The sequence below is a fragment of the Providencia sp. PROV261 genome (assembly GCF_028477945.1).
Classification (GTDB): domain Bacteria; phylum Pseudomonadota; class Gammaproteobacteria; order Enterobacterales; family Enterobacteriaceae; genus Providencia; species Providencia stuartii.
Genome location: NZ_JAMPMC010000029.1, coordinates 1 through 17829 on the forward strand (window position 1 = coordinate 1; position 17829 = coordinate 17829).

14 protein-coding genes and 3 tRNA genes are annotated in these 17829 nt (G+C 42.8%); 1 reads left to right on the top strand and 16 read right to left on the bottom strand.

Annotated elements, in window-relative coordinates; translation table 11 throughout:
• Positions 1–84: 84 nt before the first annotated feature.
• The 15 genes from PR675_RS15320 to gpt all read right to left on the bottom strand — a co-directional run bounded on the left by PR675_RS15320 (position 85) and on the right by gpt (position 14971).
• A tRNA-Arg gene (locus PR675_RS15320) sits at positions 85–161 on the bottom strand.
• Between the two features lie 98 nt (positions 162–259).
• Positions 260–336, bottom strand: a tRNA-Arg gene (locus PR675_RS15325).
• An 11-nt stretch (positions 337–347) separates the two neighbouring features.
• A tRNA-Ser gene (locus tag PR675_RS15330) sits at positions 348–440 on the bottom strand.
• A 413-nt stretch (positions 441–853) separates the two neighbouring features.
• Positions 854–1039 (bottom strand): carbon storage regulator CsrA, encoded by a 186-nt coding sequence (csrA, locus tag PR675_RS15335; RefSeq protein WP_004264815.1) that lies wholly within the window; start codon positions 1037–1039, stop codon positions 854–856.
• A 227-nt stretch (positions 1040–1266) separates the two neighbouring features.
• Positions 1267–3897 carry an alanine--tRNA ligase gene (gene alaS, locus PR675_RS15340; protein WP_014656657.1) on the bottom strand — a complete coding sequence of 877 codons (2631 nt, stop codon included), beginning with the start codon at positions 3895–3897 and terminating at the stop codon, positions 1267–1269.
• A 451-nt stretch (positions 3898–4348) separates the two neighbouring features.
• The gene (recA, locus tag PR675_RS15345) at positions 4349–5416 is read right to left on the bottom strand and encodes a recombinase RecA (protein WP_014656658.1); all 1068 of its coding nucleotides are present in this window, start codon (positions 5414–5416) and stop codon (positions 4349–4351) included.
• Positions 5417–5522: 106 nt separating this feature from the next.
• Positions 5523–6026: a nicotinamide-nucleotide amidase gene (gene pncC / locus PR675_RS15350; protein WP_014656659.1), complete on the bottom strand. Its 504-nt coding sequence runs from the start codon at positions 6024–6026 to the stop codon at positions 5523–5525.
• A gap of 22 nt (positions 6027–6048) precedes the next feature.
• A complete protein-coding gene (gene lplT, locus PR675_RS15355; protein ID WP_004923175.1) occupies positions 6049–7239 on the bottom strand; it encodes a lysophospholipid transporter LplT in 1191 nt (396 codons plus the stop codon).
• 4 nt (positions 7240–7243) lie between these two features.
• On the bottom strand, positions 7244–9388 hold the full coding sequence (aas, locus tag PR675_RS15360) for a bifunctional acyl-ACP--phospholipid O-acyltransferase/long-chain-fatty-acid--ACP ligase (RefSeq protein WP_014656660.1): 2145 nt from the start codon (positions 9386–9388) through the stop codon (positions 7244–7246).
• A gap of 111 nt (positions 9389–9499) precedes the next feature.
• Positions 9500–9997: a shikimate kinase AroL gene (gene aroL, locus PR675_RS15365; protein ID WP_004923298.1), complete on the bottom strand. Its 498-nt coding sequence runs from the start codon at positions 9995–9997 to the stop codon at positions 9500–9502.
• 133 nt (positions 9998–10130) lie between these two features.
• Positions 10131–11384 (bottom strand): glutamate-5-semialdehyde dehydrogenase, encoded by a 1254-nt coding sequence (proA, locus tag PR675_RS15370; protein WP_004923180.1) that lies wholly within the window; start codon positions 11382–11384, stop codon positions 10131–10133.
• Positions 11385–11386: 2 nt separating this feature from the next.
• Positions 11387–12490 carry a glutamate 5-kinase gene (gene proB, locus PR675_RS15375; RefSeq protein WP_014656662.1) on the bottom strand — a complete coding sequence of 368 codons (1104 nt, stop codon included), beginning with the start codon at positions 12488–12490 and terminating at the stop codon, positions 11387–11389.
• 115 nt (positions 12491–12605) lie between these two features.
• Positions 12606–13007, bottom strand: coding sequence for a sigma factor-binding protein Crl (gene crl / locus PR675_RS15380; protein WP_004923183.1), 402 nt, complete (start codon positions 13005–13007; stop codon positions 12606–12608).
• Positions 13008–13077: 70 nt separating this feature from the next.
• A complete protein-coding gene (gene frsA, locus PR675_RS15385) occupies positions 13078–14328 on the bottom strand; it encodes an esterase FrsA (RefSeq protein ID WP_004923186.1) in 1251 nt (416 codons plus the stop codon).
• A 178-nt stretch (positions 14329–14506) separates the two neighbouring features.
• A complete protein-coding gene (gene gpt / locus PR675_RS15390) occupies positions 14507–14971 on the bottom strand; it encodes a xanthine phosphoribosyltransferase (protein ID WP_004923189.1) in 465 nt (154 codons plus the stop codon).
• 262 nt (positions 14972–15233) lie between these two features.
• Here gpt and pepD point away from each other — a divergent pair, with 262 nt between their 5' ends.
• Positions 15234–16694: a beta-Ala-His dipeptidase gene (gene pepD / locus PR675_RS15395; RefSeq protein ID WP_060560613.1), complete on the top strand. Its 1461-nt coding sequence runs from the start codon at positions 15234–15236 to the stop codon at positions 16692–16694.
• 73 nt (positions 16695–16767) lie between these two features.
• Here the strand turns inward: pepD and dinB are convergent, their stop codons facing one another.
• Positions 16768–17823 (bottom strand): DNA polymerase IV, encoded by a 1056-nt coding sequence (dinB, locus tag PR675_RS15400; protein WP_014656663.1) that lies wholly within the window; start codon positions 17821–17823, stop codon positions 16768–16770.
• Positions 17824–17829: the final 6 nt, after the last annotated feature.

Sequence of the window (17829 nt, forward strand, 5' to 3'; positions counted from 1 at the left end):
TTCTTTTACTGCTGAACAGTGTGTTCAACAATTTAAAATACTGTTTATCGAGGGGATATTTGATACGCTAGATTAGCTAGTAGATGGTGCATCCGGGAGGATTCGAACCTCCGACCGCTCGGTTCGTAGCCGAGTACTCTATCCAGCTGAGCTACGGATGCATTACAATATCAAACTCTACACTTCTCAATGACTACTGTTGTTTCAGTTCTTAAAAACCAAAACGCAACCCCACCAGCTTTACTTATAGGGTTAAATATGGTGCATCCGGGAGGATTCGAACCTCCGACCGCTCGGTTCGTAGCCGAGTACTCTATCCAGCTGAGCTACGGATGCAGCTTCTAAAATGGCGGTGAGGGAGGGATTCGAACCCTCGATGCAGCTTTTGACCGCATACTCCCTTAGCAGGGGAGCGCCTTCAGCCTCTCGGCCACCTCACCGTTTTTAGTCACAGGCGATTTGTTTTTGACATCTCGTCTCTGTGTGGCGCACATATTACTTTCCTCGCTTTAGAAGTCAAACAATTTTTCCAAACTTTTTACTTTTCAATGATCGTTTGCACATTTCACAAGCAAGATGATTAGTTTAGCATCGAAAATCATATTCATCACGGGGTAATTTCACAATTTTTAAGGTCGTAAAAAAACGACTCATTGTGAAATTCTATCGTGAAAATATGCTAGCAAAACATGTTAATCATCATATGCAGTGCAAGAGAAGTGGTAAGGGCCATAGAATAAAAGGCCAATTAGCCACAGGGAAGCGAGAAAAAATTAAATATAGGAAGGGATATAGATAAAAGACAAGCGTCCATCTTTGCTGTGTGGGTCAAGATATGGACGCTTATTCATTATTATTGATTGTCTGGTTGAGTCTTTTCAGCCTGGATCCGTTGATAAATTTCTTCACGGTGAACAGAAACTTCCTTTGGGGCATTGACACCAATACGAACTTGATTGCCTTTTACTCCCAGTACCGTAACTGTTACCTCATCGCCTATCATGAGTGTTTCACCAACTCGACGAGTCAGAATAAGCATTCTTTGCTCCTTGAAATATTAAAAGAGTCGGGTCTCTAGGTTTCCCCCGCTATTGTCCATCACACACCGTGAAAACGTAAAGCAATGATATACACCTAAAGCATTGATGCCATCAAGGCAATCATTTTTAATTATATACATACAAAATATAACACCACTTACAACACTTTAACAATGTTGCAACAGCGAAAGTTACCTCACGGTGTATGAGGTAACTTCCCCAGTAGCTAGAGCCGTGAAGATACCCAATCTTCTACACTTGCCATAGCTGTTGGTAACGCACTCACATCCGTACCACCAGCCTGAGCCATGTCTGGGCGCCCACCGCCTTTACCACCGACTTGTTGAGCAACATAGGATATCAAATCACCCGCCTTTATTTTAGCAGTCAAATCATTAGTTACACCAACAATTATACTGACTTTATCACCACTTGTTGTTGAAAGCACGATAATCGCTGATTTCAACTGATTTTTGAGATCATCAACCATGGTTCTCAAAAGCTTAGGTTCAGTATTATTTAATTGACTAACAAGTAATTTAACGCCTTTGATATCTTTTGCTTTGCTACTTAGTGAAGCACTTTCTTGCGATGCTTGTTGATCTTTTAATTGCAAAATCTCTTTTTCTAGCTGACGAGATTTTTCCAATGCAGACTTAACTTTTTCAACTAAGCTACTCATATCGCCTTTGAGAAGATGAGCTATCGCATTAAGTTGCTCTGACTGGCTATGAACACTTTCCAATGCGCTCTCACCTGTTGTCGCTTCAATACGACGCACACCTGCCGCTGTACCAGACTCACTGAGGATACGGAACAAACCAATATCACCAGTACGGCTTGCATGCGTACCACCACAAAGTTCGATAGAGAAATCACCGCCCATACTCAGAACACGTACGCGCTCTTCGTATTTCTCACCGAATAGTGCCATCGCACCTTTCGCTTTTGCACTCTCTAAATCCATAAGTTCCGTTTCAATTGGTGTATTCTTACGAATTTGTGCGTTAACGATATCTTCAACTTCGCGCAACTGAGCGGCTGTCATAGCCTCAAAATGTGAGAAGTCAAAGCGCAAGTATTTATCATTAACTAAAGAGCCTTTTTGTGACACATGCTCACCTAGCACTTGACGTAAAGCGGCATGTAACAAGTGAGTCGCTGAGTGATTCAGACGGATTGCATCACGTCTTTCCACATCGATTTTGGCATCAATACGATGATTAATCACCAAAGAGCCTGATTCTACCTTACCAATATGACCAATCGCTTGACCATATTTTTGGGTATCCGTCACGATAAAGCTACCGCTATCATTACGCAACAAACCTGTATCACCGACTTGACCACCTGATTCTGCGTAAAACGCCGTTTTATCAAGGATCACCAAACCTTCTTCACCTGCGTTCAGGGAATCGACTGGCTGGCCATTTTTATAGATGGCAGTTATTGTTGCTAATTGTTCATTATAGGCATAACCAGAAAATTCGCTGTGCTTTTCGACCTTAATCAGTGAATTATAGTCAGTACCAAAGCCACTTGATTCTCTAGCACGACGACGCTGGTCTTCCATTGCGCGCTCAAAGCCTTCTTCGTCAACCTTAATATTACGTTCACGACACACATCAGCGGTTAAATCCATCGGGAAACCGTATGTATCATATAAACGGAATACCGTTTCACCATCTAAGGTATCCCCTTTAAGGGCAGCTAGTTCTTCATCAAGTAGCTGTAGGCCGCGCTCTAAGGTACGAGCGAACTGTTCTTCTTCAGTTTTAAGTACTTTTTCAACAGTAGATTGCTGACGAGCCAGTTCATCCGCTGCGGACCCCATAACGTTAATGAGTGGCGCCACTAGTTTGTAGAAGAAAGTGTCTTTTGCTCCCAGCATATAACCATGACGTACTGCACGGCGAATAATACGGCGCAATACATAACCACGACCTTCGTTGGATGGAATAACACCATCACTCACGAGGAATGCACAAGAACGGATATGGTCAGCAATGACACGAAGTGATTTATTTGAAAGGTCGTTAGAACCTGTCGCTTTAGCGGCTGCTGCGATCAGCTCTTGGAAAATATCGATATCATAGTTAGAGTTGACATGCTGCAATACTGCCGCAATACGTTCAAGCCCCATCCCTGTATCCACTGACGGCTTAGGTAGTGGTTCCATCGTGCCATCGGATTGACGGTTAAATTGCATGAAAACGATGTTCCAGATTTCGATATAACGGTCACCATCTTCTTCAGGGCTTCCTGGAGGGCCACCCCAGATATGCTCACCATGATCATAGAAAATTTCGGTGCATGGACCACAAGGACCTGTATCCCCCATCTGCCAGAAGTTATCAGATGCGTATGGCGCCCCTTTGTTATCACCAATACGGATAATACGATCTACAGGAATACCGACTTCTTTGTGCCAAATATCATAGGCCTCATCATCGGTCTCGTAGACGGTCACCCACAATTTTTCTTTTGGTAAGTTGAACCATTCTTTCCCAGTTAATAGCTCCCAAGCAAAGTTGATTGCATCATGTTTGAAGTAATCACCGAAGCTAAAGTTGCCAAGCATTTCAAAGAAAGTATGGTGGCGGGCTGTGTAGCCAACGTTTTCTAAATCGTTATGTTTACCACCTGCTCGCACACATCTTTGTGCTGTTGTCGCTCGGGAATATGCTCTTTTATCCAGACCAAGAAAAACATCTTTGAACTGGTTCATCCCTGCGTTAGTGAACAATAATGTTGGGTCATTGTTTGGCACTAGCGAACTGCTACTGACCACCTGATGACCTTTTGTATGAAAAAAGTCGAGAAACGCTTGACGGATCTCAGCGGTGCTTTTACTCATAATTATCCCGATTTCAAGCTGGAAACTGAATTACGAATTGTTGAGATGGAATGTAACATCACCTCTAATCAACTCTCCGATTAAAAAGTGACTGATAAGATAAAGTCTCTTTGTGTAGAAGTAAAATTTATACTCTTCATACTTCAAGTTGTAGCATGGTTGACTATGTTCACTCGTCCTAGTTACAGACATGATACATGTTCTTAGCGACTTATTTTTTTGTCGCCTCGCTGCGCCTTGAATTTTTTGTAGTATAGATACATCCATTCGTGGCTTTCATTGTAAAGCGTCTGAATATTTTCTGAAAGTATGTTTATACCTTTCAATGGGCTATTTTTCCACAGAAAAACCATTGTTCATCCCATTATAGCTCAAATGAAAAACAAAAAAACGCCACTCATTTTAGAGTGGCGTTTATAATCTTCTTATTTATCAAACTAATAAGTTCGTATTAAAATTCTTCTGGTGTCTCATCTTCATCAGTTTCACTGATATAGTCAGCCGCTGCGCTGCTAAACTCACCAGTATGCGTTAAAAGCATTTCACGCAATTTTTTATCGAGTTCTTCTGCAATTTCCCGATGCTCTTTCAGATACGTTGTCGCGTTTGCTTTACCTTGACCGATTTTATCACCGTTATAGCTATACCAAGCACCGGCTTTTTCAATCAACTTATGTTTAACACCTAAGTCGATCAATTCACCATAGGTGTTAATGCCTTCACCATAAAGGATTTGGAATTCAGCCTGTTTAAATGGCGCTGCAACTTTGTTTTTAACAACTTTAACGCGTGTTTCGCTACCTACAATTTCTTCACCATTTTTGACAGCACCGATACGGCGAATATCTAAACGAACAGAAGCGTAGAATTTCAGAGCGTTACCACCTGTAGTGGTTTCAGGGTTACCAAACATAACGCCGATCTTCATACGGATTTGGTTAATGAAGATTAAAAGTGTATTCGAGTTCTTTAAGTTACCCGCTAATTTACGCATCGCTTGGCTCATCATACGAGCCGCTAAGCCCATGTGTGAGTCACCGATTTCACCTTCAATTTCAGCTTTTGGTGTTAATGCGGCTACGGAGTCAACGATAATGACATCAACAGCGCCTGAACGCGTCAGTGCATCACAAATCTCTAATGCTTGCTCACCAGTATCAGGTTGAGAACATAGAAGGTTATCGATATCAACACCCAGTTTTTTCGCATAGATTGGATCTAGCGCATGTTCAGCGTCGATAAATGCACAGGTTTTTCCGCTACGTTGTGCTGCTGCAATAACTTGCAACGTGAGTGTTGTTTTACCAGAAGATTCAGGACCATAAATTTCGACAATACGCCCTAATGGCAAACCACCTGCACCTAAAGCCACATCAAGAGATAAAGAGCCTGTTGAAATAGTTTCTACGTCCATTGAGCGGTCTTCACCAAGACGCATGATAGAGCCTTTACCAAATTGCTTTTCAATTTGACCTAACGCTGCAGCTAATGCCTTTTGTTTGTTTTCATCGATAGCCATGTTCACTCCCTTTGGTGCAATGGACTCTCCCACTGCAAATAGAACGATTGAATTCGGTTTGTTGATGATAAGTATACTGTATAATCATACAGTATCAAGAAGATTTTTAACTTAACATTTGTAAAAGTGTTTCAAGTGCATAAGCGGTTGATTGTAAACGAACTGCATTTCTATCACCTTGGAACACACAATGCTTAGTCGTAATATTAACAGTACCTGTAGAGTGTTTTTGAGCAAATCCAAACCAAACAGTACCAACCGGTTTTTCCTCACTACCGCCACCGGGACCTGCGATACCGCTGACGGAAACCGCCACATCAGCGGCGGCTTCTTTAAGTGCACCAAGCGCCATCTCCGAAACGACTTGTTCACTCACTGCGCCATACTTCTGCAATGAGGCTTCTGTCACACCGATCATCTGGTGTTTTGCCTCATTACTGTATGTCACAAACCCTCTATGAAAGTAATCCGAACTACCGGCAATATCCGTCAATACTTTTGCAATCCACCCGCCAGTACATGACTCCGCACAGGTTATCGTTTTACCTTGCTTTTTGAGGATCTGACCAAGCTGAACGCTTAATGTTTCGAGATAACTTTCATTTTTCATTTGATTGTTTACCTTTACATGCCTATTTTTTGCGTGCGCGATCCCAGATCCACAACCCAGCAATTGCGATAGCAAATACCGAGCCAAAGCCAATACCGACACTAATCACAGACAACCCAGCTTTCATTGCCAGTGAATATAGCCCTAACATAATAAGCATGGCGCTATTTTCACCTAGGTTTTGCACCGCTATCGCGTTACCAGCCCCAACCGTTTCCTTACCTTTTTCTTGCAGTAACGCATTGAGAGGAACTACAAATAGCCCACCAAAAATCCCTAATACAGCCAAGATGGCGTAAGAAGGCATGAGTTTAGTTTGCAGAGCAAGTAATATCACCATAACGCCAATCACAATCCCTGCGGGAATACAGCGTGATACGGTTTTTAATGTAATAAATTTTGCGGCAAGCCCCGCTCCCACGACAATACCGACGGCAACCGCGGCATTAAGGTAGGTTGGCGTTGCATTATCTTGTAAGCCTAATGCGATAGGAACCCATGCCACTAATAAGAAGCGTAAAGTGACACCCGCGCCCCAAAACATACTAGTTCCGACCAATGAAAAGCGGCTTTCTTGGTTTGCCCACAGCGTGCGGCAGGCTGTCCAAAAATCAATGAATAGTTTTTTAAAATGCCAGCCTTTACCAGGGCGAGCGGCAACTAATCGAGGAATATAAAAATTGGCAATTACCGCTAACGCATAAAGCACAGCACAGGTCGCAAGGGCTAATATTAGGCTAACATCAGATAAAATACCGCCAACAACTGAGCCAACTAATATAGCGGCGATTGTTGATGCTTCCATAACGCCGTTTGCTTTTACTAAGTTATCGCCACTGGTTAGTTCACCTAAGATACCGTATTTTGCAGGGGAATATGATGCTGCGCCAATCCCAACAAGCCCATAACAAAGGAATGGGTTAAGACCCAAGCAGATCCCCAGCGCGCCAATAAACTTAAACAAGTTTGAAACTAACATGACACGCCCTTTCGAGAAGCGATCAGCAACTTGCCCTACAAATGGCGCTAAGATGATATAGGTAAATACAAAGACCATCTGTAATACGGGATGGCTCCATTCAGGATAAAACTCCGCTTTTAACTGGGCTAAAATGGCAAATAACAGCGCATTATCAGCAAAAGCGGAAAGAAACTGCGAAGCCAGAACCGCTTTCATCCCTCGGCTCATGAGTGGCGCATTGACATCTTGCATACCTTCAATCCTCTAACGCCATCTGTTTAAGCGTAACGAAATCTGTTTTACCCGTTCCGAGCACTGGTAACTCTTTTACAACACGAATATCCCGCGGCACAGCTAATTCGGTTAAGCCCTTACTTTTTGCGGCAGATGAAAGTGCACTTCTATCCAGCTCTTTATCTGTGGTAAACAGGACCAATGCCTCGCCTTTACTGCTATCCGGTTTCGTAACCACAGCATGATGGGCGTTTGGCGACAAACTGAATACCATCTGTTCAATACTTTCGAGTGAAACCATTTCACCAGCAAGCTTCGCAAATCTTTTGACACGGCCTTTAATCGTGCAGTAATTGAGTTCATCAAGTACGACGATATCACCTGTGTCATACCATCCTTCTTCTTGCTCACCATGCTGGTTTTCTGCCGATGGTTTTTCAAGAACGCCGGGCGCTTCAACACGCAAATACCCTTTCATGATATTTGGCCCTTTGAGTTGCAACTTGCCTCCATTTTCAATCCCGGAAATTGGGATAATACGGGAGTCCATTTGTGGCAATATTTGCCCTACCGTGCCTTCTTTAGAAGCCATCGGAACATTGATAGAGACAATAGGCGCACACTCAGTCACACCATAACCTTCAAGAATACGAATGCCGAATTTATCAAACCAAATCTTCTTGGTGCTATCTGATAATTTTTCAGCACCCGCAACGACATAGCGTAATCGTGCAAAATCATATTGATGAGCAAAACGTGCGTAGTTAGCCAAAAATGTTGATGTGCCAAATAACACAGTGCAATTTTTGTCATACACTAATTCAGGGATAACTCGGTAATGGAGTGGGCTTGGGTATAAAAAGACCCGGCTTCCTGAAAAGAGAGGAATAAACAGCCCAACCGTTAACCCAAAAGCGTGAAAGAGTGGCAACGATGACATAAAACGGTCACGAGGCGTAAAGTCTGCGATGGTTTTAATTTGCTCAACGTTTGCCATAAGGCTAGCGTGGCTGTGCACAACCCCTTTTGGCGTACCTTCTGAACCAGAAGTAAACAGCACTAATGCTTCATCTTCAGCCTTACGAGGAATCACGGCCTTAGCTGGCATTAATAGGTGTTTAACTATCCATAATTTATCTTGCCAAGTTACGGTATCTTTTAAATCTTCAAGGTAAATCCAATTTGCTTCAGTAACTTGCTCTGGAATATGGGTTAAATTGCCTTTTTCAAGAAATTGTCGTGACGTAAAGATAACTTTTGCTTGAGAAGCTTTAAGTGCATTACGAATACCATGGCTACCCGCCGTATAATTCAGCATGGCAGGAACTCGTCCACGCATTAAAGCCCCGAAAATAGCGGCCGCCGTCACTGTTGTATTTGGTAATAATAGGCCAATACGCTCATTTTCATGGGTATAACGTTCGATTATTCGCCCAACGCCTAACGATTTTTTCAACAGCGTTTGGTAGTTATCTTCTTTAAAATTAATATCTTCAATACATGGCGAACGGCGCCCAAAGCGTTTTACGCTCTGAATAAATTCTTCAACCAGTGTGACTTGAGGACGGCAAGCCATACGTGCTGACTTCATAATGCTATATAAATGAATACCTGCTAAACGACGGCGTTCAATCGCTTTTGCCGCTTCAGGCATAGGGATAGTTTCAGCGGGTAAAATATGCAGAGTGATTTGAGGAAACCATTTCAAAGGAATAATACCTTTTAGGCGGCTAAAATAACTCCTTTCAGCGCCTTCAATACGAATAGGTATCACTTTTGCCCCTGATTTTGCCGCAACAAATGCCGCACCGTCATAAATTTTCATCAGCGAGCCGTGAACGCTGATACGCCCTTCAGGGAAAATAACGATTGGACGGCCTTTTTCAACTTCTTTGACTAGTTTGCGGATCCCCAGAGGGTTTGCCGGATCAAGAGGAACAATATCAGCATAAGGTTTTAGTAGTTTGATCATTCTCGGTGTTGCAACAGTCGAATAAACTGCAAACACAGGCTTGATAGGTAAAAACAGCGCAATTAATATCCCATCAATGAATGAAACATGGTTAGGTGTAATTAGACATTTGTCTTGATATAACTCTTTTTCGTCTCCCAGTACGCGGATACGAAATAAAAATCTAAGTACTGCCCTGAGCATATTTGCCAGCATAATAAATCCCTATGTTTTGTCTTCTTTTATCATTCCAACAGATAATTATGTCTTGAAAACCAGAATTAAGCTAAGTAGTTTACTCCTAAAGTGCCTTGAAGCACGATGCTTTTAAGCCAAATTTGTTAATTGAGTGATAATTGTCTCGACGGGCAGCTCCGCATCAATCACATAATGTGCGGTTGCTTGATAAAGAGGCTCCCTTTGTGACATGACCTCTTCAATTTCTTCTAATATTGATTTGCCTGTTAAGCTTGGACGTTGATCAGCTTGCGGCTCAGCTGCTAGTCTCGCCGCCAAAACCTCTGGTTTCGCGCTCAAATAGATCACCGTGCCATTATCACGCATCACACGTTGGTTTTCTTCAGATAGGATAATGCCGCCCCCCGTCGATACCACGGCATCTGGATCGGCTATCGATTTTAATACTTCACTTTCTAAGTGACGAAAGTATTCCCAGCCATGTTGTTCTACTATCCGCGCAATACTGGTTCCCGCACGTTCAACAATCAATTTATCGGTATCAATGAATTGACATGCTTTATAATCAGCCAATCGCCTACCGATTGTTGTTTTCCCTGAACCTCTCGGACCTATTATGTAAAACATTTTGATTCATCCCATTGTCATGATCATTACGAGGCGTACGCTACGCGTTATAGATTTTTTAGTCTCAAAACAACCAATAATCATAAAAACAAAGCCACACGCTAAGTGTGGCCTAATTATTATTATTTAACTTTTAAGCTCGGTTAAGGAAGTCTCCATAACCAATCCATTTGTATGTCGTCAAGGCATCTAATCCCATTGGACCACGAGAATGCAGTTTTTGTGTACTCACAGCAACTTCAGCGCCTAGTCCAAATTGACCTCCGTCGGTAAACCGAGTACTTGCATTGACATACACTGCCGCAGAATCTACACGTAGGACAAAGTAGTCAGCTTGGCGGATAGATTCCGTTAAAATAGCATCGGAGTGTGCGGTGCCATAGGTTCGAATATGGTCGATTGCGGCATCAATTCCCGAGACAATTTCAACATTCAGATCGAGTGATAACCACTCATCCACTAAGTTTTCAGGCGTGACATCGACCACTTTTGCAGGCCCTTTTTGCAAGTACGGCATAGCTTGCTTGCTGGCATGTAAAGTGACCTGCTGTTCAGCCATTTTTTGGCTTAGTAGAGGTAAAAACGCCGCCGCAATTTTTTCATGAACCAGTACGGTTTCAAGTGAATTACAAGCGCTTGGACGTTGGACTTTTGCATTAATCAGCACGTTGATTGCTTTATCAAAATCAACTGATTCATCAACAAATGTGTGACAAACACCAATCCCACCGGTGATCACAGGGATCGTCGATTGCTCACGACACAATTTATGTAGCCCTGCTCCACCTCTTGGGATCAGCATATCAACATAACGATCTAATTTGAGTAGCTGCGCCACTAATTCACGATCAGGGTTATTAATCGCTTGAATAGCATTCGCCGATATGCCGCTATTTTTTAATGCTTTTTGGATCACGTCTGTGATAGCCAAATTGGTATTATGCGTTTCTTTACCACCACGTAAAATAGCCGCGTTACCTGTTTTTAAGCATAAAGCAGCCACGTCAACGGTCACATTTGGGCGAGCTTCATAGATCACCCCAACAACCCCTAGTGGCACACGGCGACGTTGTAAATTTAAACCGCTATCCAACAGATTGCCATCAATCACTTGCCCGACAGGATCGGCTAATTGGCACACTTTTCTAACATCATCCGCGATATTTTTTAGGCGCTCTGGCGTTAGTAATAAACGATCTTGCAGTGCAGGCGACATCCCATTTGCACGAGCTTGTTCTATGTCTTTTTCGTTAGCGGCAAGAATCGCTGCACTTTCTTGTTCCAGTAGATCAGCAATTTGCTCTAAAGCCGCATTTTTTTGTTTTGTACTTAATTGGGCGAGTTGCCATGAGGCTTCACGAGCCGATTTTCCCATTTGTTCTAACATAATTAACCCACTATCATATCGTCGCGGTGGACAGCTACAGAGCCATGTTCATAGCCCAGTATGCGGCCTATTTCCTGTGAATGATGGCCCGCAATCATTCTTAAAGCGTCACTATTATAATGAGTGACCCCGTGAGCAAGATCTTTACCTGCCATATTCCGTATCCGTACAACGGCACCACGGGAAAAATCACCTTCAATTTTTTTGATGCCTTTCGGCAGTAAGGAGCTTCCTTTTTCCATAATAGCAAGTTGAGCGCCATCATCGATATATATATCGCCAGCCGCTGGAGCACCAAAGATCCAACGCTTGCGGTTTTCCATTGGGTTTTTCTGCCCATAAAACCGCGTGCCTACTGGAATATCTTCAATCACCGCGTTGATCACATCTGGCTTATTACCTGCCGCAATAATGACATCTATTCCTGCTCTTCCTGCAACATCGGCGGCTTGCAACTTAGTTGCCATCCCCCCCGTCCCCAGACCAGTAACACTTCCCCCCGCCATTTCACGCAATTCATCATTGATGCCATACACTTCTGGGATCAGTTTTGCATTCGGGTTACTACGAGGGTCAGAATCAAATAACCCTTCAATATCTGTCAATAATAGCAATTTGTCAGCATCACCAAGGATAGCGGCAAGGGCTGATAAATTATCATTATCCCCCACTTTAATTTCAGCGGTTGCGACAGCATCATTCTCATTAATCACAGGCACAATGCCATTATCAAGCAGAGCCTGCAATGTATCTCGGGCATTCAAAAAGCGCTCTCTGTCTTCCAGATCGGCCCGTGTCAACAGCATCTGCCCAATATGAATACCATAAATAGAGAATAGACGTTCCCATAACTGAATAAGGCGACTTTGCCCTACCGCTGCAAGAAGCTGCTTCGACGCGATTGTCGCTGGAAGTTCGGGGTAATTAAGGTGTTCACGACCAGCAGCGATAGCGCCAGACGTGACAATAATAATACGATGCCCTTTTTGATATTGTTGCGCACACTGCCTGACTAACTCAACAATATGAGCTTGGTTCAATTGCCGTGAGCCTCCGGTCAATACACTAGTGCCTAATTTAACAACAAGTGTCTGGCTATTTTTCATCATTTTTCTGCCATTAAAATTAATCAATACAAATTAGGTATCATTTTTATCAGTTGGAGCGCGTTATGCCAACAGGCATAACGCTAAATTCAACAAAAGTTGGCTTAAAACAATTTTATGCGCTTAATTCCAATTTAAATTCTGCCATTTTTGCGGAAGGAAACAAAGATAGCTCAAGCTCAGAAAGTTGTTTGGAAAGGGATTGATGGAAGGATATGAGGTTCTGCTCAATGATATCAAGGGTTGCATTATCTTTCAGTGGCTTATCTTGCCAAGTACCATGAACATTGTACAAGCCCAAATGGTATGAATACTCAAACCCATCTTCATTTGGCGATAATAGCATCCACCAGCCCCAAAACTCGCGTCTTTCTGGTGCTGAATTGACATTAACGCAAACAGTCAGGCTATCGAAAAAATAGCAACCATCTAAACATTGCTTTTCTCGTAGATAAGGTCCTAAAGCAGAAAACTTCTTTAAATACTTCCCATTAGAGTAATCAGTAGGTAACGCCATGTAAGGATCTCCTTTTTGAGAAGATCCCTTTTTAACAAAAGTTAAAAAATAATCAAGTTATTAAATAAAATTAAACAATTTTACTTTTTAACCAATCTGTTGTTTCACTCAGTGACTTTTGGAAGTTTTCAAAAACAGGTGTCTCTGGCAGGGTTAATATATGGCTATCCATTGATGAACGCCTGATCAAATCGGATTCAGCTTTAGGACTATAAATATCACCTTTCCAATAAACCGACATCATAGGCACACGACAACGACGCCCTAAAAGCCCTTGATTTTTTAATGAATAGCAACTTAATTCATGCCGTAATGCCGCACCATCAACATGATAAATTCCTAAACGACTGGCGAAAACATCCAGCTCCATACGTGGAATATCGCGCTGATATTTTTCTTCATGCAATAAACTGTGTACAACTGGCCCTAAGACAGCGACAGCTTTGATTTTATCAGGGCACATATAGGCAAGCCTTAAAGCGACATTGGCGCCAAAGCGCAATCCAACAAGGCCAAAGCGTGTATGGTCTATCCATGGGATTGTGTTTAGCTGGCGAACCACTTGCTCATGGAGTTCACTGGTTTCTTGGGATAGCTTATATTTAATTGAATAGCCAATTGACGGCATATCTAATGTCAACATGGCAATACCAAGTGGCTCAAGGTAGTCACGGAAAAAACGGCAATAGTCGATTTGTAAACTATCCAGCGTTCCACATACCATGACTGTCGGATAAGGCCCCTGACCCGTTGAAGGGATATGTAAAAAACCACATACCTCTTTATTACCATCGACCTTAAACGCGATTTTTTTCAGTTTATAACGCGAAAATTGTGCGGCGCTATCATAGGCTTTGCATGCCAAGAGAATCGCTTGATCCGCTAATTCATCGCCTTTTATAAAAGGGTAAGCGGCAATACTGTACAAATTGGCAGCACGCAACCATGCCCGACTGGCTTTTTCTCCTCCTTCAAACTGCAAGGCTTTTTGTTGCCATTGCATGGCTTGATGAGACCACTCAAAGCACCAGTTACCGCGACGATTACCAATGATGGTATCAAGTAAATGTTCATCACTACGTTCGGCTTCTGTTACCGCAATACGGCTCAAAACCTCTTCAATTTCTAAAGCGTCAATACCACGCCAAATCCACAACAAGCGATTGATCATACGATACCAGCCCGCGTGCTGGGCACCACTTAATGCCGAATGGCTATTGACAATAGGGGCGCTATAAGCGGAGTAAGAAACTAATGTTGATGTTTCAGTTTGCTTAACTTTTGGCTTGAACAGTTTTTCGGAGAGATTTTGTTGAGTCATCCTGATAACCTGTCGGTTGAGCTAAAATAAAAAGGGAATGCCATTGCATCCCCCTTATCATAACGTTTCGTGTTTAATTTTATTAGGTAATAATGTTTTAAGCATCATAATAAAGGGCACACCCCATATTAGCGCTATTTTTACCTGTCATTTAGATCTAACTCAAAACCGTTATGGTTTATTTATCTTGCTCACACAAAGGCTTTACAAACACCACGCCCATATCCCATGGCTGTTCAATCCACGTGTTTTGTGGAATATCAACGACATAATCATCCACCAATGGGCGGCCTGCTGGTTTTGCAAAAATTGTCACAAAATGTGCTTTCGGGTACATATCACGAATGGCTTTTGCAGTACCACCAGTGTCAACGAGGTCATCAATGACAATGAAACCTTCCCCATCACCTTCGGCACGTTTAATGACTTTCAATTCACGCTGGTTGTCATGGTCATAGCTGGAGATGCATACGGTATCAACATGGCGGATACCCAATTCACGTGCAAGAAGTGCACCTGGTACAAGGCCACCACGGCTAACCGCGATAATGCCGGTCCATTGTTCGACTGGTAATAAACGTTGTGCGAGTTTACGGGCATGTATTTGCAACATATCCCACGTTACGACATATTTTTCGCTCATAAAATTCGGGTCCCGACTGCTGAGTAATACTGAAATGTGTCTTGCGGAAAAAAGGTTGCGCGAGATTATAGTGATTTGACACAGCAAAAACCAGCAAAAACGGACAATTGTGATGAATTAATATGATTTACACTGACTATTTATAACAATTAGGTGTATGCTGAGAAAATCAATCGTGTGGCCTGAATATCTGTGCCACACCTTTTAAGCAGAATAAGTAGCTAAAAATAAATAAGACCAAAGTCGCTTAAGGAGATCTAACGTGTCTGAACTAGCCAAATTGTCACCACAGCCATTATGGGATATTTTTGCCAAAATTTGTTCAATTCCCCATCCTTCTCATCATGAAGAAGCGCTAGCAACACACATTATCGAATGGTCAAAACAAAAAGGGTTTCATGTAGAACGTGACCAAATCGGTAATATCTTGATCCGCAAAGCGGCAACACCTGGCTATGAAAATCGTAAACCTGTTGTGCTGCAAGCACACTTAGATATGGTTCCGCAGAAAAATAATGACACGGTACATGATTTTACCAAAGATCCTATCCGCCCTTACGTTGATGGAGAGTGGGTCACGGCAGAAGGCACAACTTTAGGTGCTGATAACGGTATCGGAATGGCATCTACCCTTGCGGTGCTAGCAGATGATAGCGTTGAACATGGGCCACTTGAAGTACTGTTAACCATGACCGAAGAAACAGGCATGGACGGTGCTTTTGGCTTACAAGCAGGTTGGCTACAAGCGGATATTCTGATCAATACTGACTCAGAAGAAGAAGGCGAAATCTATATGGGTTGCGCGGGTGGTGTTGATTTTACAACAACATTTGACCTCACTCGTGAAGCCGTACCGCAAGGCTACAAAACCTTCACCATGACATTAAAAGGCTTAAAAGGCGGTCACTCTGGTGGTGATGTTCATTTAGGTTTAGGTAATGCTAACAAGCTGTTGGCACGCTTCCTTGCGGGCCACCAAGAAGAGCTTGGTTTAAAACTGTTAGAATTCACTGGGGGAACCGTTCGTAATGCTATCCCTCGTGAAGGGCATGTGATTATCGCTGTTCCAGCGGATAAAGTCGCTGAACTAACAGCCCTAAGAGCACGCTATGAAGACATCTTAAAAAATGAACTGGCCGTTGTTGAGCCAAACTTAGTTCTTTTATTAGAAGAAACTCAAAGCAACTTGAAAGCGCTGACTGAAGAGTGCCAAAAACGCTTTGTGTTCTTCTTAAATGCGGCGCCAAATGGTGTGATCCGCATGAGCGATGTCGCAAAAGGTGTGGTAGAAACCTCACTTAACGAAGGCGTTGTCACGATGACGGAAGAGAAAGCCGAAGTGATTTTCCTCGTTCGTTCATTAATCGACAGCGGTAAAAACTATGTCGTGAATATGCTGACATCGGTGAGCAAGCTCGCACAAGCACAATACCGTGCAGAAGGCAGCTACCCAGGTTGGCAACCCGATGCAGACTCACCCGTTATGCATTTAGTTAGCGAAACTTACCAAAAACTGTTTGGTAAAATTCCTAATGTAATGGTGATCCATGCAGGTCTGGAATGTGGTCTATTCAAGAAGCCTTACCCTGATATGGATATGGTCTCTATTGGGCCAACCATTCGTGGTGCGCACTCACCTGATGAGCGAGTACATATCGCCAGTGTTGGTGAATACTGGAAATTATTAACAGCGGTCTTAAAAGCGATCCCTGTTAAAAATTAATTGTTTCTTCAAATACCCGTCTTAATGAACGGTCTAGCTTTATGGGATCAGCGTCATTAATGGCGGGTGTTTTTTAGAAATCTAGTAATAATTGCCTTTCTATCTGTGGGCTTAATAACGTTACATGCAGGCCCACTAGCCTAACACCTCGATCTTTACGGCGATGCTCCCACACTTGCTTAGCTAATGATATTAAGTCTTGCTTGTCTAAAATGGGATAAGCATGCTCTTGAGTTGTTTGCTGAAAGTCATTAAATTTCATTTTTATCCCTTGCCGAGCAATACGGCGGTCCGGTTTCACTTTCATAAGCCTGACTTCCAACTCTTCATATAATTGATTAAGTAATGGTAAGCAATCTTCCCAATGTTGAATATCTTCTGCCAGTGTGCGTTCGACACCAACAGATTTACGTAGCCTATCAGGATTGACTGAGCGTTCATCAATTCCATGGCAACGCTCCCACAGGACTTGACCAAATTTCCCCATCACTTTGATTAAGTTAACCACATCATAACTTTGTACATCACCACAAGTTTCTAACCCCATATCGAGTAATTTTTGTGCGGTTACCTTCCCTACCCCAGGAATTTTCTTTAATGGCAATGACCAAACAAAGTCGGGCAACGCTTGAGGCGTGATCACGTATTGGCCATTCGGTTTATTTAGATCAGACGCTATCTTGGCTAAAAACTTTATTGGGGCTATCCCTGCCGAAGCAGTGAGTTGCAGTTCATCAAAAATTTGCTGGCGAATGGCTTGGGCAATCAATGTCGCTGAGCCATGGTAATGCTCACACTCACTGACATCCAAATAAGCTTCATCCCAAGAAAGAGGCTCTATTAAATCCGTATACTGGGAAAAGATTTTATGAATGTGTAAAGAGGTTTCTTTATAAAGGGCCATCCTACCCGGTACAACTTTCAGATGAGGGCACAACCTTAATGCAACCGCCGTTGACATGGCGCTATGTACGCCATAACGCCTCGCTTCATAATTCGCGGTACTGATGACACCACGGCGGTCAGCACTCCCACCGACGGCAATTGGAATATTGCGCAAACTTGGGTCATCACGCATTTCTATCGCTGCATAGAAGCAGTCCATATCGATATGAATTATTTTACGCATAGCAAT